Genomic DNA, 24087 nt, shown 5'->3' with positions numbered 1-24087 from the left:
TTGGGTTCTCCTCAGTTCGCCGGACGCTGAAAGCGTTCATCGCTGCTTGTGGGCCGGTTCGCCGCCCATTCGGGAAGCGTCGGGTCCATATCGGGCCACGGATGGCGCGGATAGGGATAGCTGATCCGGTACCAGGCCCGGCCGCCGTGACAGCCGTAACAGGTGTCAGAGCCGGACTGCGCCAGTTCCTCGATCCCTGCGGCCTTCAGATAGGTCACATTGTGGCGGTTGGTGCGGTAGAGATCCTGATGGCAACTCAGACAGCCATTCGCCAGCGTCGGATCGTCACTCGTCTGATCCTCCAGATCGGCGCGGATTTCAGGCCATTCGCCATAAAGCCCCATGATCCCTTCCGGGTCCGGCATCGCGCCGTGACAGCGCAGGCAGGTCTCTGACGGGTTCACCATCTTGCGCAACGTGAACTCCGGCGAGGTCGCATCGGCGCTGAAGGCCGCGCGCAGCGGTACGAGGTCCGGGCTTTCCTCGCGCGGATCATTGCCCTGATGGCAGAAATTGCATTGCAGGTTCATCGTCTGCTGGGCCAGCGGGCTGGAGATATGGCGCCAGTGGAAATTGGACTGCCCGGTCTCGTCCTGCGGGATATAGGTGTCGAGCGTCTGATACCATGCAAGCGCCTCGGTAGATTTCAGACCGGCGGGGGATTCCAGCCGCACCTCGCGGTCGAGAATTTCCTGATGGCAGGCGAGGCATTCCTGATCGGAGGCAGCGTTGATCTCCGGCTGGTTGTGGATCGGCAGATACCGCGCGCGCTGATAATCCAGCGTCGGGATTTCGGCCTGCAATTCCTCAAGCCGTGCCGCGATCCGGGCGATCTCATCCTCGCCGGGTTCGGGCGGATCGGTATAGGCGATCTGCGCGATCTGGGGCGTATCATCGGCGGGCTCGGCCGTGGCGGCCGCATCTGCGGAAGCCAGCGCGACACCGGCGAATGACAGCGCATCCGCCGCAACCGGGCTGTCGGATTGCGCCGCAAGCCATGCTATCACGTTCTGGCGGTCCGCCGTGTCCTTCAGACCGGCAAAGGCCATCTTGTTGCCCGGAATATCGCCCTTCGGATCGGCCAGATAGGCGTCCAGTTCCTCAACGGTCCAGTTTCCGCCATGCCCGGCCATCGCATCGGAATAGGCAAACCCCTCGACAGAGGCGACGGGGCGGTCAAACACACCCCAGAGATGCGGACCGATCCTGTCGGCCTTGCCGCTATCGGCGGTATGACATGCCTTGCATTTGGCGAATACTTTTTCGCCTGCCGCCGGATCGACAGCCGCCGCCATTTCGACAGCGGGTTCCGGGGAAGGCGCAGAGCCGCTGGCCGGGGTGTCCTCAGCGCCGGCGTCAGGATTTGCCGCCGCCGCCTCTGCTGCGGCGCGTGCCGCGACGATATATTCCGGCGTGCGGTCAGGGACGCCTTTGACAATAAGTGTTCCCAGTACAAAAACGGCGAGCACGCCCGTCAGCGCATAAAGCGCCAATGCGGCCATACCAAACCACTGTTCCAAACGCTGCATAATCATGTCTCCGATACGGCTGGTCCGGACGGCGGCCTGCCGCCGCCCGGTTTGGCGAGGAGAACGGGGCGATCAGTTCGCCGGCTTCTCTTCCGGCGGGGTCCATGAGCCGTCCATGCCGCTCATGCCCGACATGCCACCCATGCCGGACATGCCAGACATTCCGCCCATGCCGCTCATGCCGGACATGCCCGATTGCCCGGAGGCCAGCGTGTACTGGGTGCAGGTCCAGCCCGCATTGTTACCGGCCATCCCGGACATGCCGCTCATGCCGGACATTCCGCCCATACCACTCATGCCGGACATTCCGTCCATGCCGCTCATGCCGGACATTCCGTCCATGCCGCTCATGCCGGACATTCCGTCCATGCCGCTCATGCCGGACATTCCGTCCATGCCACTCATGCCGGACATCCCGTCCATGCCGCTCATGCCAGACATGCCATCCATACCGGACATGCCCGACATCCCGTCCATGCCGCTCATGCCGGACATCCCGTCCATGCCGCTCATGCCAGACATTCCGTCCATGCCGCTCATGCCCGACATGCCATCCATGCCGCTCATGCCAGACATGCCATCCATGCCGCTCATGCCCGACATGCCATCCATGCCGCTCATGCCGGACATCCCGTCCATACCGGACATGCCAGACATTCCGCCCATGCCACTCATGCCGGACATTCCGCCCATGCCGCTCATGCCGGACATTCCGCCCATGCCGCTCATGCCGGACATTCCGCCCATGCCGGACATGCCGCCCATGCCGCTCATGCCGGACATGCCGCCCTGACCGGTCATGGTCCACTGGGTGCAGGTCCAGCCGGGGTTACCGCCAGCCATGCCGGCCATACCGCTCATCCCGGACATGCCGCCCATGCCACTCATGCCGTCCATACCGGACATTCCCGACATGCCATCCATGCCGCTCATACCCGACATGCCATCCATACCGGACATGCCCGACATCCCGTCCATGCCGGACATACCCGACATGCCGTCCATTCCATCCATGCCGCTCATGCCCGACATACCCTGAGCACTGGCGACCGACATCAGCGCACCCGTGCAAAGAGCCGCTGCGAATGTGGTCCTGATCGTCATCTTCATACGCTTCGCTCCTCATATAAGATCGCGTCTGGCACGGGCCCATCCCGTGGAAACGCTGCCCTCCGGCGCAGGTCGGCGCCGAAAGTCCGGTTGCGGCTAGTCCGTCTGGTACCAGCCGCGAATATCGTAGGGAGGTGGCATTCCCGGATGCAGGAATGGCGAGAACCAGTTGCCCTGCTCCTCCAGAAAGCTCAGGCTTGCCGGATAGGGCTGGCTGACCCCGGTCAGGGCCTGCGCATACCAATCCGCGTCCTTGTCCACGGCCTCGATTACCGGGGCTTCGGGCGGCCTCGCCGATGGCGCGGTCCCGGCCACAAACGCGGCCCCCGGCTCCGGTTCGGCCTCCTGCGCGCCAGCAAATCCGGCGCAAACCATCACAATCACAGTGGCGGCCCAAATACGGTGGCTCATCCGGCTCTCCCTCGTCTGGGAAGGCGTCTCGCTGCCTTCGGTCACACCCCATAGATAGCCGGTGATTTCCAAGTTGAAATAATAAAAATAAGCAAATACAATTGCTTATATGAATTTCACCTGACAATCTGTCATGGCTGGCCCGCGGCCCCGGCACAGTCTGTTGAAAAGCAAAGGCTTCGATCCTGACAATCTGTCAGGTCAGAATGTCAGGCGGGATTCGCGACATAACGCCGCATCTCACAGCCAGTTGACGTCGCGGGACGAAGTGGCATCAAACATGTATCACATGTCGGAAAGGACAGGTCATGGACACGCGAATCGAGACGCTCGTCAGGGCGGAACTGGCCGGGCTTCTGCCCCCGGACGCCATGCGCGCCCTGCAGATCCGTCACGGCAAGGTCAGCTTCGTGCTGGATGCCGCGCCCGACACCCTGCCCGAAAACACTGTGGAAACAGCCCGCAAACGGCTTCTCCGAATTGAGGGCGTGACCGGGGTCGATATCGTCCGCGCCGCCCCGCGAGCAGAAGAACCCGAAGCTCCCGCCGGTCCCGCGCCGATCGCCGGGGTCGGGGCGATCATCGCCATCGGCTCCGGCAAGGGCGGGGTCGGGAAATCGACGGTCTCCGCAAATCTGGCTGTGGCCCTGGCCGATCAGGGATTGCGGGTCGGGCTGCTCGACGCCGATATCTATGGCCCCTCGCAGCCGACCATGCTGGGCGCGTCGGGCCGGCCCATCGGGCGGGAGAACCGGATCGTGCCGCTGTCGGCGCATGGCATACGCTGCATGTCGGTCGGGATGCTGATGGACCCGGACCGGGCGCTGGTCTGGCGCGGGCCGATGCTGGTCACCGCCATGCGGCAGCTTCTGCATGAGGTGATCTGGGCGCCGCTTGATGTGCTGCTGGTCGATCTGCCGCCGGGCACCGGAGATGTGCAGATCACACTGGCCCAGACCGTGCCGCTCAACGGCGCAATCATCGTCACCACCCCGCAGGATGTCGCCCTGATCGACGCAAGGCGGGCGATTGATCTGTTTGCCCAGACCGGCACCCCTTTGCTGGGCCTGATCGAGAACATGTCCAGCCATATCTGCCCGCATTGCGGCGGCGAGGACGATATTTTCGGCCATGGCGGCGGCGCGGCCGAGGCCGAAGCGCGCAATATCCCCTATCTCGGCGCGCTCCCGCTCAGCCGGAGCATGCGGGAAACCGGCGATGCCGGAAGCCCGATCGTCCGGGCCGATCCCCAAAGCCCCGAAGCAGCGCGGTTTCGGGAGGTCGCAGCCGCATTGAAGGACAGATTGCCGCAGGCAACCGCATCCGGCGAGGGAAACTGAGGAAAACCGGACGGATCGTCGACCGGAATTTCGCATATCCGCGCGGCGGTTTTTCCCAGCATGGCAGTTAAAACGAGGAACCGCCGCAAAACCGCGATACCGCGCCGCACCCCGGACCAGCACCAACATCGGAATAGTCTGGCATTATTTTCGTTACGCACCCGTCACGCGACTGACTCAAACCGGGGTTAGGGTCTCGCTGTCATTGCGAGGTGCCTCATGTTTTCCCTGTCCGGCCAGAAAACCCTGATTGTCGGGATCGCCAATGAGGACTCAATCGCCTGGGGCTGCGCGCGGGCGCTGCGGGCTCAGGGGGCCGATCTTGCGATCACCTGGCTGAACGCAAAGGCCGAACCCCATGTCCGCCCGCTGGCCGAGCAGCTGGGGGCGGATATCATGATGCCGCTGGATGTCTCCCAACCCGGTCAGGTCGAGGCCGTGTTCGATGAGATCACACAACGCTGGGGACGGCTGGACACGCTGATCCACTCCATCGCCTTCGCGCCGAAAGCCGATCTGCATGGCCGTGTCATCGACTGCTCGGCGGAAGGTTTCAGCAAGGCAATGGACATCTCCGTCCATTCCTTCCTGCGCATGATCCGGCTTGCCGAACCGCTGATGCCCGAAGGCGGCACCTGCCTTTCCGTGTCGTTCTTCGGATCGTCGCGCGTCGTGGACCATTACAACATCATGGGTCCGGTGAAAGCGGCACTGGAAAGCGCGGTCCGCTATGCCTCTGCCGAGCTGGGGCCGAAGGGCATCTCCGTTCACGCGCTGTCGCCGGGACCGCTGGCGACGCGCGCCGCCTCCGGCATCGCCCATTTCGACGAGCTTCTGAACAACGCGGCCAGCCGTGCGCCCACGCATCAGCTTGCCACGATTGAGGATGTCGGCGCGGTTGCCGCCTTCCTCGCCTCGCGTGAGGCAAAGAACCTGACCGGCGGCGTTCATGCCATCGACGGCGGGTATTCGATTACGGCCTGAAGGAAGTAAATGATGAGTAATATATTCCAACTGTTCGATCCTGCGGGCAACGCCTTCGCCGCCCCGGCGGAGGATGCAGCCGAGAAGATGACCGAAATCTTCAACGCCGCGAAAGCCGAATCCGAGGCGAATGTCCGCACCGGCGACATTCTGACCACGGCCCTGTCGCGGCATTCACGCCGGATCATGGATGAACACGGCGCACGGGCGGGCAATCTGTCCGGGCAGACCGGCACGCTGGTGACCGGGCTGCGCGAGGCCGCGCATGACCGCAAGCTTCCCGCACTCTGGGCCGAGTATCTGCGCGATGCCGGCGAACGGGCGGTGCTGACCGCCGATGCGCTGCGCAAGCGCGGCGATATCTTCATCGCCCATGAGGAGGCGGGCTGCCCGCCGGTTCTGGTTTATGATTATGAGCTGGTGATGGACGGGGCCGACCTGCCCTTCCCGTCGAACTACATGCTGCTGCGGATCGTCCCGCCGGAAGGCGTGACGGTGATCGACAAGCGCCGTCCCTATATCGTGATCGATCCGCGCGCCGGTCACGGTCCGGGCATTGGCGGGTTCAAGACCGACAGCCAGGTCGGCGTGGCGATGCGCGAAGGTCATCCGGTCTATTTCGTCGCCTTCCGCCGCGCGCCGGAGCCGGGGCAGTATCTGTCCCACGTCACCCGCTCCGAAGCCGCCTTCGTGCGCGAGGTGATGCGCCGCCACCCCGAAAGCTCCGCCCCGGTCATCATCGGCAATTGTCAGGGTGGCTGGGCAACGCTGCTTCTGGCGGCGGCGAACCCGGATCTGACCGGGCCGATCGTCATCAACGGCGCGCCGGTCGCGCCGTGGTCGGGCCGGGTCGGTCAGGACCCGATGCGCTATAATGCTGGCGTTCTGGGCGGGACCTGGATCCCGATGTTCCTGTCGGATCTCGGCGGCGGGATTTTCGACGGCGCGCATCTGGTGCAGAATTTCGAGTTGCTCAATCCGGGCCGCACGATGTTCCGCAAATACACCGATATTTTCCGTGACATCGACAAGGGCGAAGAGCGTTTCCTTGAGTTCGAAACATGGTGGGGCGGCTTCTTCCTGCTGAACGAGCCGGAAATCCGCTGGATCGTCGAACAGCTTTTCGTCGGCAACCGTCTGGTCAAGAACGAGGCGCGGATCGAACCGGGCCGCCCGCTGGACCTCAAGCAGATCCGCGCCCCGATCATCGTCTTTGCCAGCCACGGCGATAACATCACCCCGCCCCAGCAGGCGCTGAACTGGATCGTTGAGACCTATGCCGATGTGAATGAAATCCGCATCCGCGGTCAGCGGATCATCTATATGGTTCATGAACAGGTCGGGCATCTGGGCATCTTTGTCAGCTCCCAGATTGCCAATCGTGAGCATCACGAGATGGCCTCGACCATGAAAACCATCGAGGCGCTGGCACCCGGCCTCTATGAAATGCGCATCGAGGATGTGACTGAAAAGGACGGCAAGAAGCATTTCACCGTCGGCTTTGCTGAGCGGAATTTCAGCGACATCCGCGCCATTGACGACGGGTTCGACGATGAACGCCCCTTTGCCGCCGTCGCCCGCGCCTCCGAGGTGCAGTCGCAGCTTTACGAAGGTCTGGTGCGGCCATTCGTGAAAGCCGCCGTCACCCCCAGCATGGCGGAGGCCAGCCGGACCCTGCACCCGCTGCGGCTGAACCGTGCGCTCACCTCCTCCCAGAACCCGGCCATGTCGGTTGTCGAATCCGCCGCAGAAACCGTGCGTGCGAACCGCAACAAGGCGCAGCCGGGCAACCCCTTCCTCGCCGCCGAGGCGCTTTGGGTCGATGCGGTCGAGCAGTCGCTGGATTTCTGGCGCGACTGGCGCGACATGAATTATGAGCTGATCTTCCATTCGGTCTGGTCGAACCCCTGGGCGCGCGCCTTTGGCCGCAGCCACGAGGCGCGGCGGACGCTGAAAAACGCCGATGAGCTGCGCGGCCTGCCGGAGGTGACGAACGCGCTGATGCACATCGATCAGGGCGGCTTCCCCGAGGCGGTCATCCGCATGCTGATCCTGATGGCGGAGAAACGCGGCACGGTGCGGCGCGACCGGCTGGAACGCTCCAGCCGTGTCCTCACCCGCGACGAGCCGTTCCGCAGCCTGGGCGCGGCACGGCGCTCGATGATCATCCAGCAGCAGACTTTGATCGCCACCTATGAGCCGGAACAGGCCATAGAAACCCTGCCGCAACTGCTTAATGAAAAGGCAGATCGCGAAACTGCGTTGCAGGTTGTCCAGTATATCCCCGGTCGCCTCGACGAAATGTCGGCGGACACGCTTGCCCTGCTTGACCGCTTCCGCAAAGTGCTTGGACTCGGGCCGATCACGGCAGATGTGCTTGAGGACCCGTTGACAGATGCCGGCCCGGATGACAGCGACGGTGCCGATAAGAAAACGACAGCTCCGGCACGGAGCGTGAGACGAACCAGAAAGGCGAGCTGATGAGACTGGTCAACAAAACCTTCGACGAGCTTTCAGTCGGTGACGAGGCAGAAATCCGCCGCCTGATCACGCTGGATGACCTGTTCTCCTTCGCGGCAATCTCGGGCAATTTCAACCCGATGCATCTGCCGGACGAGGATGGCGACGGCGACGGTCGGGCGGAAAGCGTGGCACCGGGCATGTTCCTCGCCTCGCTCTTTTCCGCCGCTCTTGGCACGCAACTGCCCGGGCCGGGTTCGCTCTACATGAAGCAGACGCTGAACTTCCACGGCCGCGCCCATGCCGGAGAGGAAGTGATCTGCCGGGTCAGGGTCGCCGAAAAACGCGATGACGGCACAGTCACGCTGGTGACTGAGCTGCGCATGTCCGCAACCGGCAATCTGCTGCTGGATGGCGAGGCTGTGCTGCAGGCACCGCGTCAGAAATACGACCGCGACGGGATCGAAGTGCCGGGCCTGCTGGTCGAGCGTCATCGCCATTTCGACGCGCTGATCGAAAAGGCCCGCCCCCTGCCCCCGATCCCGACCGCCGTTGTCTGCCCGGACGATCCGAACTCGCTCGGCGGCGCATTGAAGGCAATGAAAGCCAGCATTATCACCCCGATCCTCGTCGGTGACGAAACCGCCATCCGCGCCAATGCCGCAGAAATGGGCAAATCGCTCGACGGGATCGAGATCGTCGATATCAAGGGCGATTTGGCAGCCGCGACCGAAGCCTGCCGGATGGTCCATGAAGGCCGCGCGGCTGCGGTTATGAAGGGGCATCTGCACACGGACGACCTGCTGCGCCCGATGCTGGACAAAACCAACGGGCTGCGGGCGGGACGGCGTTTCACCCATGTGTTTGTCATGGATGTTCCCGGCCAGCCGCATCCGGTTCTGGTCACCGACGCCGCAATCAATATCTCGCCCGATCTGGCGACCAAGGTCGATATCGTCCAGAACGCCATCCACCTCGCCACTTCCATCGGTCTCGATCCACGCGTCGGCGTGCTGTCTGCGGTCGAAACCGTCAACCCGGCGATCCAGTCCTCGATCGACGCGGCTCTTCTGTCGAAAATGGCGGAGCGCGGTCAGATCAAGGGCGGCGACGTGGACGGGCCGCTGGCCATGGACAATGCCGTCGACATGGGTGCCGCGCGCACCAAGGGCCTGACCGGAGAGGTCGCGGGCCGCGCCAATATCCTCGTCGTGCCGGGGATCGACGCGGGCAATATGTTGGCCAAACAGCTCTCCTTCATCAGCCATGCCGAAGGTGCCGGGCTGGTGCTGGGCGCGAAAGTTCCGGTAATCCTGAACTCGCGATCCGACAGTGCGGCCTCACGGCTGGCGTCTTGCGCGGTCGCCGCCCTGCATCACGCGGCCCGGAACGGCATTCTGCCCGAAACCCAGAAGGAGGCGGCGGAATGAGCGGCGCGGTCCTGACGCTGAATGCCGGTTCGTCCTCGCTGAAATTCGCGCTTTATGCCGGGACCGGCGATCTGCCGATGGCCGAAGGCATGGTCGACCGGATCGGCGCGGATGAGGCCCGGCTGACGCTGAAAAGCGCCAGCGGCGAAAGCCTGCCCGTGGCCGACCTGCCGCTGAACGATCACGCGCAATCAATGAACGCCGTTCTGAGCAGCCTGCGCACGGCCTTCCCCAATACCGAGCCGCGCGCCATCGGTCACCGCGTCGTTCATGGCGGGGCCAACCACGCCCAGCCGGTTATGATAGACGAGGCAAAACTGGCGGAACTGGAGACCTATTCCCCCTTTGCCCCGCTGCACCAGCCCCATAACCTCGCCGGTATCCGCGCCGCGATGAAGGCATTTCCGGGCGTGCCGCAGATCGCCTGTTTCGACACGGCGTTTCACCGGACGCATCCTTGGGTCAACGACACCTTCGCCCTGCCCCGCGAATATTACGACCGCGGCGTGCGTCGCTACGGTTTCCACGGGCTGAGCTACGAATATATCTCCGGCGAGTTGCGCAATACCGCCCCGCTGATCGCGGATGGCCGCGTGGTGGTGGCGCATCTGGGCAATGGCGCGTCGATGTGCGCGATCCAGAATGGCCGCTCCGTCGCCTCGACAATGGGGTTTTCGGCGCTGGACGGGTTGCCTATGGGCACGCGATCCGGGCAGGTGGACCCCGGCGTGCTGCTTTACCTGATGGATCAGGAAAACATGGATTCGACGGCGATCTCCGACATGCTCTATCGCCGCTCCGGCCTGCTGGGCCTGTCGGGCGGGGTGTCGAACGACATGCGCACGCTGGAAGCATCGGACAGCAAGGAAGCGCATCAGGCCATCGAATATTTCGTGTTCCGCGTCCAGCGCGAACTCGGCGCGATGGCAGCGGCAATGGGCGGGATCGACGCGCTCGTCTTCTGCGGCGGCATTGGCGAGAACTCCCGCCTGATCCGCGCCCGCGTCTGCGAACGGACGGAGTGGATCGGGCTGGAAATCGACCACGCCCGCAATGCGGAAAATGCCCGGATCATCTCATCAGATGTTTCCCGCGCCCGGATCATGGTGATACCAACCGATGAAGGTCTGGTTATCGCGCGGGCTGCCCGCGCCCATCTTGCACAGGAGCGCGCCGCATGAAAGCTGCCATGAACGCCCATGACGCGGCGGATATGATCCCCGATGGTGCCAGCCTGCTGATCGGCGGCTTCATGGGCGTCGGCTCCCCGCACCGGATGATCGACGCGCTCGTTGCCCGCAAGGCCAAGGCCCTGACCGTGATCGCCAATGACACCGCCCGCCCCGGTTTTGGCATCGGCAAGCTGATCTCCGCCGGGGCCGTGGTGCGTGTGATCACATCCCATATCGGGCTGAACCCGGAAACCCAGAAGGGCATGATCGACGGCACGATCGCGGTCGAACTGGTCCCGCAAGGCACGCTGGTCGAACGCATCCGCGCCGGCGGCATGGGCCTCGGCGGCGTGCTGACAGCGACCGGCGTCGGGACGGAGGTCGAGGAGGGCAAGCAGGTGGTTGAGGTTGAGGGCAAGAAGTTCCTTTTGGAAACTCCGATTTCGGCGGATTTCTCGCTGCTCGCAGCAGCGCAGGCGGACTACGTCGGCAATCTGGCCTATTCGCTGACCGCGCATAACTTCAATCCGGTCATGGCGCTTGCCGGGGACACGGTGATTGCCGAATCCGATACGATTGTGCCGGTCGGGGTGATCCCGCCCGATGCGGTCAAGACGCCGGGCGTGCTGGTCGACCATCTTTTGCTGCGTGGATAAGGATTTCGTCATGGACGCCAAGGAAGTCATCGCCCGCCGCGTGGCGCAGGAAATCAAGCCCGGCATGCTGGTCAATCTGGGCATCGGGTTGCCGAGTCTGGTGGCGAATTATGTCCCGTCAGAGCGGGGCGTGTTCTTTCAGGCCGAAAACGGCGTGATCGGTCTGGGCGCGCGCCCGCCGGAGGGGATGGAGGACCCGAACCTCACCGATGCGGGCGGGGCCTTCGTGACCGCCGTGCCGGGCGCCGCCTCCATCGACAGCGCGATGAGCTTCGGCCTGATCCGGGGCGGGCATCTGGATATGACCGTGCTGGGCGGGCTGGAGGTGGACGAGGCCGGTCAGCTCGCCAACTGGAAAGTGCCGGGCAAGATGGTGCCGGGCATGGGCGGCGCGATGGATCTGGTTGCCGGTGCCGCGCGGGTCGTCGTGGCAATGCAGCATTGCGCCCGGGGAAAATCGAAGATCGTGCCGCGTTGCACCCTGCCGCTGACGGCGCTGCGGCGGGTCGATCTGATCGTGACGGAACTGGCCGTGATCGTTCCGGATGATGACGGGCTGATGCTGCGGGAACGCGCACCGGGGGTTACCGTGGAGGAAATCGTCGCGGCGACAGATGCGCGGCTGAATATCCCGGAAAACCTGCCGGAAATGGCGCTGACCGAAGCGGCGTAATCGCGGCGCGAGCGGGTCGGGATGGCTATGGCTGTGCCGACCGCGACATAAGGCAGACCTATCTGGTCGCAAGGCGGTGTGATCGCCGGGTTGTAAACCCGACATCAATACCGCCGCAGGCCATAGCGCCGGTTTATATAAATTTCCCAATTTTTTGAGCCCGCACAGCGCGTACACCGAACGTACACAGCCTGTACACAGGCCGTATTCGGAACGCAGTGCGCGCGTATCACACCCGTATCACATCTGTGGTGACGGATCTGGTGACGAAACGCCCACGATATTCCCCGGGCAAAGAGAAAAGGGCGGGAAAATCCCCGCCCTTTCCGTTTTCTTGTATTTGACTGAAGTAGATCAGGCAACGCCGACGGGAGCAGGCGCGCTGACAGCTTCCATGTTCTGGAAGTTGGAGGTGATGTCGACCCACTGGTCGCCGTTCAGAGCGATGTTCTGAGCGCCGAAGGCCATGAAGTCGACGTCGTCTTCGAAGTAGATGGTGATGGTACCGCCATCTTCCAGACCAAGCATTGTGGTATCGATGGTGACAGTGCCACCAGCAGACGGGACGCCAGGCAGGAAGTAGTTGAAGACAATCGCGCCGTCATCGACAGCATCCTGGAACTCGCCTTCGAAGTTGGCGGTGCTAAGGTCGATCAGGTCTTCACCGTTCTCCCAATCGCGGTTGCCGCCTTCGGACCATTCGCCAGCGTCGAAATCGCCGATGGTGTCATTGCCGTGACCTTTGACGAAGCCGAAGATATCGGTGTCATTGTCGTCGCCACCATACATGCCGTCGTCACCTTCACCACCCCAGATGGTGTCAGCGCCTTCACGACCGAAGATGGAGTCGTTACCTTTACCGCCGTAGATTTCGTCGTTACCGTTATGGTTGTCGTCATTCGACACCCACTCGATCCCGTCGAGATAGTCAACCAGCAGATGCGGGGGCTGAAGGTTGCCCGGTGCAACGGCGTCAGGATCGATGTCATAAAGATCGTTGCCGCAGCAGATCGGGGTTTCGTCGCCGTCGATAACGTCGTCGCCGTCGCCACCGAAGAGCTGGTCGTCTTCGTCGCCGCCCAGAACAACGTCATTACCGGCATAGCCGTAGATGGTGTCGTTGTCGCGGTTACCGACGAGCAGGTCGCTGCCGTAGCCGCCGCCGATGAGGTCATTGCCCCAGCCGCCGAAGATCATGTCGCGACCACTGTTGCCCCACATCGTGTCGTTGCCCGACTCCGACTGACGGAAGGAGTTCAGGTAGTTGTCATCGATGCCGATGTGGTCGAGCAGACCCAGCCAAGCCAGCGGACCCTGCAGACCTTCGTTGAAGGTGTAGTTGGTGATTTTCTCGGCATAGGGGTCGAAGCTGCGCACGCCGGTGTCGCCGAACATCAGGTCGTTGCCGGTGCCGCCGCCCATGTAGTCGTCGCCAGCGCCGCCATCCATCAGGTCGCCGCCGCCGCCACCGTAAGCGGTGTCATTGCCGTCGCCGCCGGACACATAGTCGAGATCGGTGTCGTCGGCGCCAGCGAAGATCTGGTCGTCGCCGGTGTTACCGATCAGCGCGTCAGCGCCGTCGTGACCGATGATGGTGTCGTTGCCGCCCAGACCGTCGATCCAGTCGGCCGAATACTGGCCGCCTTCAAGACGCTCGCCCAGAATGGCTGGTATTGGTGATTACGTTGAATGCCATTCGCTTAGTCCTCACTAGTGAATTTAACGCAGCACGAAATGTACTGTGTTGTGCGCTGTACAGAAATGAAACTAAACCAAAATTACCCCCCTCGCAATCAATGTTAGCCTTTCATTCACCTCGGATACTAAACGCAACATGAATGTTGCAGCAATATCACAGCAATAAGGTCAGGCTTAAGTTCATAAAATACCGCCTTAAGTTGTATATTCACCAAAACCAGCCCAAGCAGTCCAAATTCATCCCGACAGTTAAAGATTTCTCGCGCGGCACCCTGAAAATATCGCCTAACCGCCACGAATCGGGACAAAGATGGGTCTTCACACCAACTTTATGCCGCATATTCCGCGCCATACAGATTTGGACCGCCCAGACCGTCGCAAATTGATCGCGTCTCATTACAGATGATTTTGGCAACATTCAATCAAAACGAATATAATAAAAATATAACACAATCTATAATTGCATTCTGGAATCTGACTTTCTCTGGTGTCGGTCCAAACCTTCCGGAGAAGGTAAATAGCTGCCAGCACAAAGGCTTAAGTTCCCGACAGCATTCTTTTCTCAACGGTATATTCGGATCGGTGAGATCAGCACAGGAGGCGCATGATTGTCCGGGAAACGAATGGCGCGGATTTACCGGAGCAGCACGCCGCAATCCGAAACTGCGGCAGGTGTCCATGTAAACTGGGCCAGCCCCTCGCAAAGGCGGAGCGTCGTCTGTTCGACAAGCTGAAAAACAGATTTTCAGAAAGTGGCGGACCCGGAGCGATTCGAACGCCCGACCCCCAGATTCGTAGTCTGGTGCTCTATCCAGCTGAGCTACGGGTCCGCTTTCGGACAGTGTCTTGCCTGTCCGGTAGGGCGGCTATCTAGGACTGCGCGCAGGTGAGTGCAAGGGAAAAATTTCACTCGATTGCAAGATTCTCCATCACGGCGCCGCGTGGCAGGGAAATGCTGAAGGCGGTGCCGCTGTCATCGCTGCGCAGAAGCTCCAGCCGGCCGCCATGACCGCGGATCAAATCGGCGGCGATGGCGAGGCCGAGACCGGTGCCGCCCTTGCGGGTGCCGCCGGTGAAGGGCTTGAACAGGTAGTCGCGCGCCTTCTGCGGCAGGCCGGGGCCGGTATCGGTGATCTGGATGAGCCAGTCCTGATCGGTTTCGCTCGCGGCGATCTCGATGCTGCCCGGTTTGCCGGAAGCCTCGATTGCCTGTCGGGCGTTGCGGATGAGGTTGGACAGGACCCGGTGCAGCTGGTCGCGATCGGCACGGATCACGAGATTGGGGCTGATATCGGTGGCGAATTCGACCAGCGGTGCGGATTCGCTGGCCTGAGCGAGGAGCGATTCCGCCTCGGTGATCTCATCGGCGAGGCTGCGCAAAGCGAAGCGCGACAGTGTCGGCGGCGGTTCCTCGGCCTTGCCGAAGGCCATCGTGGTTTCGCAGAGATTGACCGCGCGGGAGATGGAGTTGACCAGTTTCGGCGCGGCGCGGCGGACGGCGGGGTCGTCGCTGTCCTCCAGCCGGTCGGCGAATATCTGGGTGGTGGTCAGGATATTGCGCAGGTCATGGGCGATCTTGGCAACGGCCTGACCCAGACCGGCGAGCCGTTCCTTTTGCTTCAGCGATTGGGTCAGCGTCGTCTGCATGGAGGCGAGCGCGGTTTCAGCCTCGCGCAGCTCGGTGATGCGCGCGCCGGGGGTGATGATCGAGCGCGCATCCTCCGGCGCTGCAGCATAGCTGGCCATGTGGGAGACGACGCGGCGGATCGGTTTCAGGATCAGGCGCTGCGCGGCGAGGTTCAACAGCGCCGCGGTCAGCGCCACCAGCACGGCGGAGACGATCAGCACCTGAAGACCGAAATCCATCATCGCATGGCGCAGCGGCGTGGTCGGCAGGGTGACCTCGATCAGTTGCCCGGCGTGATTCACCGGCGCGCCGATCACGCGGATCACCTTGTCCTGACGGTCGAGAAGCTGGCTGAGCGCATCGGAGGCGCTGCGCCAGACCGAATTATCCCGCAGATCGAAGGTCGCCACGATCGGGCCCGGCAGGGGGGATGACAGGACAAGCTGGCGGACATCGTCGCGGCGCAGAACCACGTTATAGACACCGGCATTGTCGAGCAGTTCCGATTCCAGATCGGCGGCGATATGTTCATCCTCATCCGTCGCCAGCAGCGCGAGCGAGGCGATCTGGGCTTTTTCAAGCTGGGTCTGAAGATATTCGACACGGAAATTCGACACGGACGGAATCAGGATGAACAGCTCGGCCAGCGCCACGAAAAGCAGCGTCAGCACGGCGAAACGGCCTGACAAAGTGTCGATTGACATATGCGGCGCAACTCTCACTTCAACGACCGCTTCCGGCCCATCTGGCAAGACCTAGTCCCCGGCAGGCGCAAATTCAAACGATTGTGTACTTGGCACCGTGGGGCAATGCGATTTTCCGCGACATCTGCCGATTGCGGCGTTGACTTACAGCGCCGCTTGGCCTATTGCGCGGGCTTCGAATTAACCGACGCGGTCGCGTGGGGCGGATATCTTTATCCCTGAACCCAGACCTTCCGCGCCTGAAACTGGAGAAGAGAGATGTCGAAGCGCACGTTCCAGCCGTCCAACCTGGTCCGCACCCGCCGCCACGGTTTCCGCGCCCGCATGGCCACCAAAGCTGGCCGCGCGGTTCTGAACCGTCGCCGCGCCAAGGGCCGCAAGCGCCTGTCCGCCTGATCCGGGCTGCCGGTCAGGCGCGTTTCCGCGCCAGTCAGGACGTGAAGATGCCGCCGCATCCCCCCCTTGCTGCCGATTCAGTCAAGCGTGGGGAAGATGCTGCGGCTTTTCCTGTTCCGGCACCTGCCACGTCGAAACCTGCAATGGCCACCATGCGCAAACGGGCGGAGTTCCTGCGCGCAGCCAAGGCCCGGCGAGCGGGAACTGCGGGATTTCTGCTGCAAGCACGTCACCGCGCCCCGGATGAACCGGCAGAGGCGGCGATCCGCATTGGCTATACCTGTTCCAAGAAGGTCGGCAATGCGGTCGCCCGGAACCGGGCCAAACGCCGGTTAAGGGCGCTCGCACGGGAAGTCTTGCCGACGAAAGCCCGTCCCGGTTGGGATTATGTGCTGGTCGGGCGACCAGAGGCGACGGTGACGCGCGATTTTGCCGCGCTGATAAACGATCTTGGCGCAGCACTTGAGCGGGTGCATTCCGGGAAGGGCGGGAAATGAGCCCGCTGGCCCATATCGTCGCCCTGCCCGTGCGCGCCTACAGGCTGTTTTTCAGTCCCTGGGTCGGACATGGCTGCCGGTTTCAGCCGACCTGTTCCGCCTATGCGCTGGAGGCCCTGCAACGCCACGGTGCCTTTCGTGGCACCTGGCTGACCGTCCGCCGTATTTTCCGCTGCCATCCCTGGGGTGGCGATGGATATGACCCCGTCCCTGAGCGGTCGAACCGCAAGCGGACGGGTGAACCCCCTGCCCCGAGGTCGCCATGAACGAACACAGCACGCTCGACGATGCGGACGACACGGACGACACGGATCGCGACGAAGAACACGCAGAGATCCATGCGCTTTTCCGTGGCGCGCCGACCACCACGGCGTTCCGCAAGCTGCGCAAACGGCTGGTCCGCGATACCCGCGCCGCGATTGAGGATTTCGGCATGGCGCGGCCCGGCGACCGCTGGCTGGTCTGCCTGTCGGGCGGCAAGGACAGCTATACATTGCTGGCGATCCTGCATGAGTTGAAATGGCGCGGTCTGCTGCCGGTCGATCTGCTGGCCTGCAATCTCGATCAGGGCCAGCCGGGATTTCCCGCAACCGTGCTGCCGGAATTTCTGAGCGACCGGCAGGTCGAACACCGGATCGAGTATCAGGACACCTATTCCATCGTCACCGACAAGATTGCTCCGGGCGGCACCATGTGCAGCCTGTGTTCGCGGCTGCGGCGCGGGAACCTGTACCGCATCGCGCGGGAGGAAGGCTGCACCGCCGTGGTCCTTGGCCATCACCGGGACGATATGCTGGAAACCTTTTTCATGAACCTGTTTCATGGCGGGCGGCTGGCCACGATGCCGCCGAAGCTGCTGAACGAGGAAGGCGACCTTCTGGTGCTGCGCCCGCTGGCCTATGTGGCCGAGGCGGATTGCGAGAAATTCGCCCGTGACATGGCTTATCCGATCATCCCCTGCGATCTTTGCGGTTCGCAGGAGGGGTTGCAGCGGGCACAGGTCAAGAAGTTGCTGGACGAATGGGAGGCGCGCAGCCCCGGTCGTCGGCAGGTGATGTTCCGCGCGCTGATGAACACCAGGCCCTCGCATCTGGCCGATCCTGGCCTGTTCAATTTTGCCGATCTCTGGCCGGGCGAAACGAAAAAAACTGGCCCGGATCTGCCGATTCTAAGCAATTGTTAATTCATTTGTAAAACCGTCGGTCTAATTTTGCTATCAGGCAGAAGACGAATCGGGGTTATTCATGACGTTGACTGGTTTGGTATCGGCTCTCCGAAATCGATTGGGTCTGAGCGCCCCTACTGAACACAGTGAAGACGCCAAATGCAGCGGTTCGGCACCCCGGATTATACCCGAGACTGCGCCGGTGACGGTGCCGCCCACGGATCGCGCGACCCCCGTGCTGCGCTTCAGGCCGCAATTCGACAGTGACACGCTGAAAATCGCCTCGGTCCTGATCCTGCCGCCGGCGCATCTGAAGGACGAGGTCGAGGCGGTTCTGCGCGTCGGTCTGCGCCATCTGTGCAAATGGGAGGAGGACGATCTGTCGGTCCCGGCGATCGCGCTGAATCTGCCCGATGAGGTGGCGGCGTCCAAAGATCTTGCGCGATATCTGATCTGGGAGATTGACCGGCAGGACATCGCGCCGGACCGGGTTATTTTCTGCGCCGCCGCCCCGCCGATGCAGCCCGTCCCCGCTGCGGCGGATTTCGAGGGGCTGCGGGAGCTGGCGGAATTCGGTTGCTGCATCGAACTCGACAGTCTGGATCAGGATGCGTTGCATACGCTAAGCGCGGCGCAACTGCCGGTGCTGTGGCTGCGGCTGGACGAAACGGCGGTCAGGGACTGCCATCGCAACGCCGCCGATAATCAGCTTCTGCTTTCGCAGATGGCGCTGGCGGAAAAGGCGGAATTGCCGACCATCGCCGGTCCGGTCAGCGACCCTGACGAGCTGGCATTCATCACCAAAATCGGCTGCAAATTCGTCTATGGCGACGCTGTGGGCAGTGACTGCGACCTTGACGGGATCAGCGCCCTTCTCAGCGAAAAATCCGGCGCCGAATCCGCTGCCTGAGAGGGTTGGAAGCGGCCGGGGGCCAGCAGGCGCTAGGCAAGGCGGGCTGGCAGGTCTAAAAGACAATACAGACCATTGGAAATGGCAGACAGGCGCGGGATGGATGACACGACCGGACCCGAAACGGTGAAGCTCGGCCCGGTGCGGGTTCCGATCCTTCCTTCGCTGGTCTCACCGATGATCGAAAAGGGGCTGCGCAAGGGCTGGTACGAGTTCGAGGAACGCCGTGCCATCGCCTCTGCCGTGCGCAAGGGGGACCGGGTGCTGGATCTCGGCGGCGGAATCGGGGTCTGTGCGGCGACAGCGGCGCTGACGGCGCAGGATATCCGGCTGACGATTGTCGAGGCGAACCCGGCCTTGCATGACGCGATCCGGCTGACCATGAGGCTGAACGGGATCGCGGATTACGAATTGCTCAGCGGCGCGGTCAGCCTGACATCGGCGCGCACCACAAGGCTGGAACTGGGCGAGCATTACTGGGCGGCGCGCGAGGTCTACGGGCCGTCCGACAACAGTGTCGAAGTGCCGATCCTGCCGCCGGGTCCCTTGCTGGAACGGGTCCGGCCCGACGTTCTGGTCTGCGATATCGAGGGCAATGAGCGCGGACTCATCGAAACCTGCGATCTGTCTTCCGTCCGCTGCTTCATCGTCGAACTGCACCCGGATATTTACGGGGGCGGGACCAGCGAAGCCCTTGACGCGAAGCTGCTGCGGGACGGGTTCCGGCGCGTGACGGAATGGGCCGCGCCAAGCAGCCCGCAGGTCCAGCACTACCACAGAGATGCCGGATAAGCCGTGTCAGCGTGACGCGGCCAGAACCTCCGCCAGATCCTGCGCATTCACCCCGTCTGTAACGAAGGCATCACCGATACCGCGGGCGAGAATGAAACGCAGCTTGCCGTCGACGACCTTCTTGTCCTGCCCCATCAGCCCGATCAGCGTCGCATCATCCGGCAGATCACCGGGGATGTCGGCGAGCCGGGACGGCATGCCCATCTGCGCCAGATGCGCGCCGACGCGGGACGGGTCCTCCTGACTGCACAGCCCCATTTTCGCGGACAACTCAAACGCAAGCGCACAGCCGATCGCCACCCCCTCGCCATGCAGCAGCCGGTCGGAATAGCCGGTTGCCGCCTCTAGCGCATGGCCGAATGTGTGGCCGAGATTAAGCAGCGCGCGTTCCCCCTGTTCGGTCTCGTCCCGCTCCACGATCCCGGCTTTCATGGCGACGGAATGGGCGACGGCGTGGACGCGCGCCTCCATATCGTCGCACAGCCGCGTGGCGTTTTCCTCCAGCCAGCCGAAAAACGCGGCATCGCCCAGAAGCCCGTATTTCATCACCTCACCATAACCGGCCAGAAAATCGCGCGGCGTGAGTGTGTCGAGAACGGCGGTATCGGCCAGCACCAGCGTCGGCTGGTGGAACGCCCCGATCAGGTTCTTGCCGCGTTCGGAATTGATCCCGGTCTTGCCGCCGACGGAGCTGTCGACCTGCGCCAGAAGCGAGGTCGGCATCTGCACGAAACGAACGCCCCGGCGCAGGATCGCGGCGGCAAAGCCGACCAGATCGCCGATCACCCCGCCGCCAAGCGCGATGACGATATCCCGACGTTCGATCTTCTGTTCCAGCAGCCATTCGACCGTCCGGGTCAGATGCGGCCATGATTTCGTGGCCTCCCCCGCCGGAAGGGTCAGCGCCTCCGACGCGATCCCCTCGGCCTGCAAAGAAGCCTGAAGTGCTGCGAGATGCAGCGCGGCGACATTGGCATCCGTCACGATGGCGACGCGCGGGCGCGACAGGAAGGGGGTGATTTCAGCCCCCGCCGTCTGGATCAGGCCGGGACCGATGCGCACATCATAGGCGCGCTCACCAAGCGGAACGTGAACGATACGGGTCATGATCCCTCCAGAAATTCAGGGCGGATGCGGCCGATTGCGGCGATGACACGGCGCGCGCTTGTCTCGATATCCGATTTCGAATCCGTCCGCACCCGCAGATCGGCGCGGGCATAGACCGGGCTGCGGGTCTCGATCAGCTTGGCGAGCGTGCCGCGCGGATCATCCGTCATCAGCAGCGGCCGCGTCGGGCGCAGCTTCACGCGGTGCCATAACGTGTCCAGATCGGCATCGAGCCAGATGGAAATCGCATGTTCGCGGAGCAAGGTCCGGTTCTGCGGCTGTATCCACGCCCCGCCACCGGTCGAGACGACGCCGCGCGCGCCGGACAGGATTCGCGCCAGCACCTCCGATTCGCGTCTGCGGAAGAACGCCTCTCCGTCGCGGTCGAAAATTTCAGGGATGGTCATGGCCGCGGCACGCTCGATCTCGGCATCTGAGTCGTGGAACGGCACCCCCAGCTGACGGGCGATTTCCTGCCCAACAGCGGTTTTGCCCACCCCCATCATGCCCACAAGCGCAATATGTCCCTGCATCCATATGTCCTTTCAATTCCTGACGTGAATGGCGTGATCTTTGCCGGATTGCCAGTTATAAAGCGGCAAACCGGCCGAAAGACCGGAAGAAGCGGCAGGCGAAAGGGCTTGAGATGCGGTTGCTGAAGATTGTGATTGTGCTTGTGGTGTTGGCGTTTCTGGGACTGGCGGGTTACGCCTATTTCGGTGATATGGCCCCACGCCAGCAGGAAGTCCGGCAGCCGGTCGACCTTCAGACGGGTGGCGCGCAGCCGCCCGCGACGGCCGCAGCGGAAGCGCCCGAAGGTGCCGGGGACGACGCGGATTCCGATGCAGAACAATAAGCGACCCGGTCGTCTGATTGCGACGGCACTGGCGCTTGCCGTGGGCGTGACACCGGTAGCGGCGAATAACGCGCCGCTTTCGGCGAATGACTGGTTGACGGGAACTGCCGCTGCACCGGGCGCGAGCAGCGCGTGGCGGCCCGGCGACCCGGTCCCCGCCGATGCACAGGCGCTGAGGCCGGTCAAACGTCCGCCGCAAAGCAGTGCTGCGAAAAGCGATCCGCCGGATGTCGCGACAACCGCAGCCACGGTTCCGGTCGGGGTGCGCCGCCTTGATGCGGCGGATGCGGATGGCACCGGGATCATCTCTGCCCGGCAGGCGGGGCTGCCGCGGGATTTCTGGAAAGGCACCGATCTGGAAACCGCGCTGCGCATGATCCGGTTCGAGCCGCTTCTGCCCGCCTCCGCCGATCTGGCGCGGCGGGTGATCGAGGCGCAGCTTCCCCCGCCGGAAAGCAATGGCGAGGCACGGCCCGGCGATTTCTTTCTGGCCCGCGTCGATCATCTGACAGAGGATGGTGCGCTGCCATCGGCGCAGGCGCTGTTGCAGGCATCGGGTGCAAGTGACCCGGAGAGCTTTCAGCGGCTGTTCGATATCGCCATGCTCACCGATGGCGAGGACCGGATCTGTCATCGCATGGATGCCGAGCCGGGCATCACCCGGATGCAGGCGGCCCGGATATTCTGCCTGGCCTATTCAGGGGACTGGTCTGCGGCGGCGCTGCTTTATCGCGGAGCGGGCCGTTTGGGTCTGATCGAGCCGGGTATGACCGACTTGCTGGGATTTTATCTCGACGACAGTGCCACTGACGGCGCCTCGTCACTGCCGCAGCCGGATTTCGACAATATGACGCCGCTGGCGTTCCGGCTTTATGAGGCGGTCGGCCAGCCGCTGCCGACCGGCGATCTGCCGAATGCCTATGCGTGGTCCGATCTGGATGACCGTTCTGGCTGGAAAGCCCAGCTTGAGGCGGCGGAGCGGCTTTCTCGCGCCGGGGTGTTGCCTGCCAGCACGCTTCATCGCCTGTACACCTTGCAGCGCCCTGCCGCGTCTGGCGGGGTGTGGGAACGCGCGGCTGCGATACAGGCGCTCGATGCCGCATTGCTCACCGGCGATGGCGACCGGATTGGCCCGGCCCTGCAATCGGCGTTTCACCAGATGGAGGCCGTTGGCCTGCGCGACGGCCTTGCGGCGATGGAGGCGGAGCGTCTGGATCTGTCGGTCCTGACCGGCGATGCAGCACGTCTGGCGTTGTGGCTGCGGCTTTGGGAAGGTGAGACGGAGACCCCTGCCGTGCCCGAAAACCAACTCGACGCAGCGCTTCTGGCGCTGGCATCGGGTGGCCAGCCGGGGCCGCACAGCCCGGTTCTGGGCGCGCTCGCCCCGGTGTTCAGCACCGAATTGCCGAATGGTGCGGCGAGCGGAGGCGGCGCGATTGCCCCGGCGCTGTTCGGTGCGCTGGCCGATGCCGATGCCGGTTCGCAGGGCGACGTGACGCGGGCAGCGCGTGGGGTCGCGACGCTTCGGCAGCTTGGGCTGATTGCGGATGCGCGCCGTGTCGCCACGCAGATCGCGCTCGATCCGATTTTCCGGGATGTCGCGAAATGAAGGCGCTGACGCAGATATCAACCTTTCTGGATGCGCAGGCTGCCGAGGCCGGGGCGGCGCGGAACACGCTGCTGGCCTATGGGCGCGACCTGCGCGATTTCACCGAATGGCTGGACCGGGACGGGCTGACACTGGACGCGATCACCCGCGACGACATCACCCGCTATCTGTCATGGTGCGAGGCACAGGGGCTGGCGCGCTCAACACGCGCGCGCAGGCTGTCTTCGATCCGGCAACTGACCCGTTTTGCGCTGGAGGAGGGCTGGCGCGACGACGATCCAGCGCTGCGCATCTCCGGCCCCGGCAAGACTCAGCGCCTGCCGAAGGTGCTGACGCAGGCGGAGGTCAGCCAATTGCTCGCAGCGGTGCCGAAGACCGGCCGGACCGACGCTGACCGGGCGCGGAACCGCTGCCTGATCGAGCTGCTTTATGCGACCGGCATGCGGGTGAGCGAGCTGGTCGCCCTGCCGGTTTCCGCCACGCGCGGCGATCCGCAACTGCTGCTGATCCGCGGCAAGGGCGGGCGGGAACGCATGGTGCCGCTGTCCGATCCGGCGCGGGAAGCGCTGACGGCGTGGCTGCATATCCGCGACGGTGCGGACAGCAAGTCGCCGCTCGGTCGTCTGGTCGCGGGCAAAAGCGCGCGTTTCCTGTTCCCCGCCAATTCCAAGACCGGCCATATGGCGCGGAAATCCATGAACGACCTGATCCGCGATCTTGCCATCGCCGCCGGGATCGAGCCGTCGCGCGTGACCCCGCATGTGATCCGCCACGCATTCGCCACCCATCTGCTGGAAGGCGGCGCGGATCTGCGGGCGATTCAGACGCTGCTCGGCCATGCCGATCTGTCCACAACCGAAATTTACACCCATGTGCTGGATGCGCGGATGCGCGATCTGGTGTTGAACCATCACCCCCTCGCCCGCGTTTGAGCGCATCATGTTGACCGTATTTCTCTCCA

The 24087-nt window shown here is 63.3% G+C and carries 23 protein-coding genes and 1 tRNA gene; 17 read left to right on the top strand and 7 right to left on the bottom strand.

The features are described 5' to 3' along the window. Positions 1 to 11 precede the first annotated feature (11 nt). Entirely contained in the window at positions 12 to 1529 is a 1518-nt protein-coding gene (locus tag PAF12_RS05065) for a cytochrome c family protein (RefSeq protein WP_271108906.1), read from the bottom strand. 104 nt (positions 1530 to 1633) lie between these two features. On the opposite strand from PAF12_RS05065, the gene PAF12_RS18995 reads away from it, so the two are divergent. Then, the gene (locus PAF12_RS18995; RefSeq protein ID WP_368045171.1) at positions 1634 to 2626 is read left to right on the top strand and encodes a DUF4573 domain-containing protein; all 993 of its coding nucleotides are present in this window, start codon (positions 1634 to 1636) and stop codon (positions 2624 to 2626) included. 109 nt (positions 2627 to 2735) lie between these two features. Here PAF12_RS18995 and PAF12_RS05055 read toward each other — a convergent pair whose 3' ends face one another. Beyond that, a complete protein-coding gene (locus PAF12_RS05055; RefSeq protein WP_271108904.1) occupies positions 2736 to 3050 on the bottom strand; it encodes a hypothetical protein in 315 nt (104 codons plus the stop codon). A gap of 308 nt (positions 3051 to 3358) precedes the next feature. On the opposite strand from PAF12_RS05055, the gene PAF12_RS05050 reads away from it, so the two are divergent. The 7 genes from PAF12_RS05050 (at position 3359) to PAF12_RS05020 (ending at position 11765) form a co-directional block, all read left to right on the top strand. Then, complete coding sequence (locus PAF12_RS05050; RefSeq protein WP_271108903.1) at positions 3359 to 4390, top strand: Mrp/NBP35 family ATP-binding protein; 1032 nt, start codon at positions 3359 to 3361, stop codon at positions 4388 to 4390. A gap of 219 nt (positions 4391 to 4609) precedes the next feature. Then, complete coding sequence (fabI, locus tag PAF12_RS05045) at positions 4610 to 5374, top strand: enoyl-ACP reductase FabI (protein WP_271108902.1); 765 nt, start codon at positions 4610 to 4612, stop codon at positions 5372 to 5374. Between the two features lie 12 nt (positions 5375 to 5386). Then, positions 5387 to 7855, top strand: coding sequence for a DUF3141 domain-containing protein (locus PAF12_RS05040; RefSeq protein WP_271108901.1), 2469 nt, complete (start codon positions 5387 to 5389; stop codon positions 7853 to 7855). Beyond that, complete coding sequence (locus PAF12_RS05035) at positions 7855 to 9264, top strand: bifunctional enoyl-CoA hydratase/phosphate acetyltransferase (protein ID WP_271108900.1); 1410 nt, start codon at positions 7855 to 7857, stop codon at positions 9262 to 9264. The genes PAF12_RS05040 and PAF12_RS05035 overlap by 1 nt, the downstream gene beginning before the upstream one ends. Further along, on the top strand, positions 9261 to 10445 hold the full coding sequence (locus tag PAF12_RS05030; RefSeq protein WP_271108899.1) for an acetate/propionate family kinase: 1185 nt from the start codon (positions 9261 to 9263) through the stop codon (positions 10443 to 10445). Before PAF12_RS05035 ends, PAF12_RS05030 begins: the two co-directional genes overlap by 4 nt. Next, positions 10442 to 11092, top strand: coding sequence for a CoA transferase subunit A (locus PAF12_RS05025; protein WP_271108898.1), 651 nt, complete (start codon positions 10442 to 10444; stop codon positions 11090 to 11092). The genes PAF12_RS05030 and PAF12_RS05025 overlap by 4 nt, the downstream gene beginning before the upstream one ends. A 10-nt stretch (positions 11093 to 11102) precedes the next feature. Then, positions 11103 to 11765 carry a 3-oxoacid CoA-transferase subunit B gene (locus PAF12_RS05020; RefSeq protein WP_271108897.1) on the top strand — a complete coding sequence of 221 codons (663 nt, stop codon included), beginning with the start codon at positions 11103 to 11105 and terminating at the stop codon, positions 11763 to 11765. Positions 11766 to 12119: 354 nt separating this feature from the next. Here PAF12_RS05020 and PAF12_RS05015 read toward each other — a convergent pair whose 3' ends face one another. The 3 genes from PAF12_RS05015 to PAF12_RS05005 form a co-directional block, all read right to left on the bottom strand. Continuing rightward, complete coding sequence (locus tag PAF12_RS05015) at positions 12120 to 13355, bottom strand: calcium-binding protein (protein ID WP_368045170.1); 1236 nt, start codon at positions 13353 to 13355, stop codon at positions 12120 to 12122. 861 nt (positions 13356 to 14216) lie between these two features. Further along, positions 14217 to 14293 (bottom strand) — tRNA-Arg (locus PAF12_RS05010). A gap of 76 nt (positions 14294 to 14369) precedes the next feature. After that, positions 14370 to 15794: a sensor histidine kinase gene (locus tag PAF12_RS05005; protein ID WP_271108895.1), complete on the bottom strand. Its 1425-nt coding sequence runs from the start codon at positions 15792 to 15794 to the stop codon at positions 14370 to 14372. Between the two features lie 258 nt (positions 15795 to 16052). Here PAF12_RS05005 and rpmH point away from each other — a divergent pair, with 258 nt between their 5' ends. The 6 genes from rpmH to PAF12_RS04975 all read left to right on the top strand — a co-directional run bounded on the left by rpmH (position 16053) and on the right by PAF12_RS04975 (position 19554). Further along, positions 16053 to 16190, top strand: coding sequence for a 50S ribosomal protein L34 (gene rpmH / locus PAF12_RS05000; protein ID WP_090525302.1), 138 nt, complete (start codon positions 16053 to 16055; stop codon positions 16188 to 16190). A gap of 143 nt (positions 16191 to 16333) precedes the next feature. Beyond that, positions 16334 to 16687 carry a ribonuclease P protein component gene (gene rnpA, locus PAF12_RS04995; RefSeq protein WP_271108894.1) on the top strand — a complete coding sequence of 118 codons (354 nt, stop codon included), beginning with the start codon at positions 16334 to 16336 and terminating at the stop codon, positions 16685 to 16687. Further along, complete coding sequence (yidD, locus tag PAF12_RS04990) at positions 16684 to 16953, top strand: membrane protein insertion efficiency factor YidD (RefSeq protein ID WP_271108893.1); 270 nt, start codon at positions 16684 to 16686, stop codon at positions 16951 to 16953. Before rnpA ends, yidD begins: the two co-directional genes overlap by 4 nt. Then, the gene (gene ttcA / locus PAF12_RS04985; RefSeq protein ID WP_271108892.1) at positions 16950 to 17870 is read left to right on the top strand and encodes a tRNA 2-thiocytidine(32) synthetase TtcA; all 921 of its coding nucleotides are present in this window, start codon (positions 16950 to 16952) and stop codon (positions 17868 to 17870) included. The genes yidD and ttcA overlap by 4 nt, the downstream gene beginning before the upstream one ends. Before the next feature lie 184 nt (positions 17871 to 18054). Further along, positions 18055 to 18762 carry an EAL domain-containing protein gene (locus PAF12_RS04980; protein ID WP_271108891.1) on the top strand — a complete coding sequence of 236 codons (708 nt, stop codon included), beginning with the start codon at positions 18055 to 18057 and terminating at the stop codon, positions 18760 to 18762. 81 nt (positions 18763 to 18843) lie between these two features. Next, a complete protein-coding gene (locus PAF12_RS04975; RefSeq protein ID WP_271108890.1) occupies positions 18844 to 19554 on the top strand; it encodes a methyltransferase in 711 nt (236 codons plus the stop codon). Positions 19555 to 19560: 6 nt separating this feature from the next. Here PAF12_RS04975 and aroB read toward each other — a convergent pair whose 3' ends face one another. Then, a complete protein-coding gene (gene aroB / locus PAF12_RS04970) occupies positions 19561 to 20661 on the bottom strand; it encodes a 3-dehydroquinate synthase (protein WP_271108889.1) in 1101 nt (366 codons plus the stop codon). Beyond that, a complete protein-coding gene (locus tag PAF12_RS04965) occupies positions 20658 to 21194 on the bottom strand; it encodes a shikimate kinase (protein WP_271108888.1) in 537 nt (178 codons plus the stop codon). Before PAF12_RS04965 ends, aroB begins: the two co-directional genes overlap by 4 nt. 113 nt (positions 21195 to 21307) lie before the next feature. On the opposite strand from PAF12_RS04965, the gene PAF12_RS04960 reads away from it, so the two are divergent. From PAF12_RS04960 to PAF12_RS04950, 3 genes are read left to right on the top strand one after another with little or no spacing between them, the layout of a single operon-like run. Continuing rightward, positions 21308 to 21517, top strand: a complete 210-nt coding sequence (locus PAF12_RS04960) for a hypothetical protein (RefSeq protein ID WP_271108887.1) — start codon at positions 21308 to 21310, stop codon at positions 21515 to 21517. Beyond that, entirely contained in the window at positions 21504 to 23126 is a 1623-nt protein-coding gene (locus PAF12_RS04955; protein ID WP_271108886.1) for a hypothetical protein, read from the top strand. Before PAF12_RS04960 ends, PAF12_RS04955 begins: the two co-directional genes overlap by 14 nt. Beyond that, positions 23123 to 24058 carry a tyrosine recombinase gene (locus tag PAF12_RS04950; RefSeq protein ID WP_271108885.1) on the top strand — a complete coding sequence of 312 codons (936 nt, stop codon included), beginning with the start codon at positions 23123 to 23125 and terminating at the stop codon, positions 24056 to 24058. Before PAF12_RS04955 ends, PAF12_RS04950 begins: the two co-directional genes overlap by 4 nt. Positions 24059 to 24087 lie beyond the last annotated feature (29 nt).

Source organism: Paracoccus sp. SCSIO 75233, from assembly GCF_027912675.1.
GTDB lineage: Bacteria > Pseudomonadota > Alphaproteobacteria > Rhodobacterales > Rhodobacteraceae > Paracoccus.
The sequence above is the reverse complement of the archived record's forward strand: the minus strand, read 5'-3'. Positions and strand labels throughout refer to the sequence as shown.

Excerpts from the sequence above, each read along its gene's own strand:
- PAF12_RS05050 (WP_271108903.1), top strand. The coding sequence starts at position 3,359 with ATGGACACGCGAATCGAGACGCTCGTCAGGGCGGAACTGGCCGGGCTT.
- PAF12_RS05030 (WP_271108899.1), top strand. The coding sequence starts at position 9,261 with ATGAGCGGCGCGGTCCTGACGCTGAATGCCGGTTCGTCCTCGCTGAAA.
- PAF12_RS05040 (WP_271108901.1), top strand. The coding sequence starts at position 5,387 with ATGAGTAATATATTCCAACTGTTCGATCCTGCGGGCAACGCCTTCGCC.
- PAF12_RS05025 (WP_271108898.1), top strand. The coding sequence starts at position 10,442 with ATGAAAGCTGCCATGAACGCCCATGACGCGGCGGATATGATCCCCGAT.
- yidD (WP_271108893.1), top strand. The coding sequence starts at position 16,684 with ATGAGCCCGCTGGCCCATATCGTCGCCCTGCCCGTGCGCGCCTACAGG.
- aroB (WP_271108889.1), bottom strand. The coding sequence starts at position 20,661 with ATGACCCGTATCGTTCACGTTCCGCTTGGTGAGCGCGCCTATGATGTG.
- PAF12_RS05020 (WP_271108897.1), top strand. The coding sequence starts at position 11,103 with ATGGACGCCAAGGAAGTCATCGCCCGCCGCGTGGCGCAGGAAATCAAG.
- PAF12_RS18995 (WP_368045171.1), top strand. The coding sequence starts at position 1,634 with ATGAGCCGTCCATGCCGCTCATGCCCGACATGCCACCCATGCCGGACA.
- ttcA (WP_271108892.1), top strand. The coding sequence starts at position 16,950 with ATGAACGAACACAGCACGCTCGACGATGCGGACGACACGGACGACACG.
- PAF12_RS05005 (WP_271108895.1), bottom strand. The coding sequence starts at position 15,794 with ATGTCAATCGACACTTTGTCAGGCCGTTTCGCCGTGCTGACGCTGCTT.
- PAF12_RS05065 (WP_271108906.1), bottom strand. The coding sequence starts at position 1,529 with ATGCAGCGTTTGGAACAGTGGTTTGGTATGGCCGCATTGGCGCTTTAT.
- rpmH (WP_090525302.1), top strand. The coding sequence starts at position 16,053 with ATGTCGAAGCGCACGTTCCAGCCGTCCAACCTGGTCCGCACCCGCCGC.
- PAF12_RS04950 (WP_271108885.1), top strand. The coding sequence starts at position 23,123 with ATGAAGGCGCTGACGCAGATATCAACCTTTCTGGATGCGCAGGCTGCC.
- PAF12_RS05055 (WP_271108904.1), bottom strand. The coding sequence starts at position 3,050 with ATGAGCCACCGTATTTGGGCCGCCACTGTGATTGTGATGGTTTGCGCC.
- PAF12_RS04965 (WP_271108888.1), bottom strand. The coding sequence starts at position 21,194 with ATGCAGGGACATATTGCGCTTGTGGGCATGATGGGGGTGGGCAAAACC.
- PAF12_RS04955 (WP_271108886.1), top strand. The coding sequence starts at position 21,504 with ATGCAGAACAATAAGCGACCCGGTCGTCTGATTGCGACGGCACTGGCG.
- rnpA (WP_271108894.1), top strand. The coding sequence starts at position 16,334 with ATGGCCACCATGCGCAAACGGGCGGAGTTCCTGCGCGCAGCCAAGGCC.
- fabI (WP_271108902.1), top strand. The coding sequence starts at position 4,610 with ATGTTTTCCCTGTCCGGCCAGAAAACCCTGATTGTCGGGATCGCCAAT.
- PAF12_RS04975 (WP_271108890.1), top strand. The coding sequence starts at position 18,844 with ATGGCAGACAGGCGCGGGATGGATGACACGACCGGACCCGAAACGGTG.
- PAF12_RS05035 (WP_271108900.1), top strand. The coding sequence starts at position 7,855 with ATGAGACTGGTCAACAAAACCTTCGACGAGCTTTCAGTCGGTGACGAG.
- PAF12_RS04960 (WP_271108887.1), top strand. The coding sequence starts at position 21,308 with ATGCGGTTGCTGAAGATTGTGATTGTGCTTGTGGTGTTGGCGTTTCTG.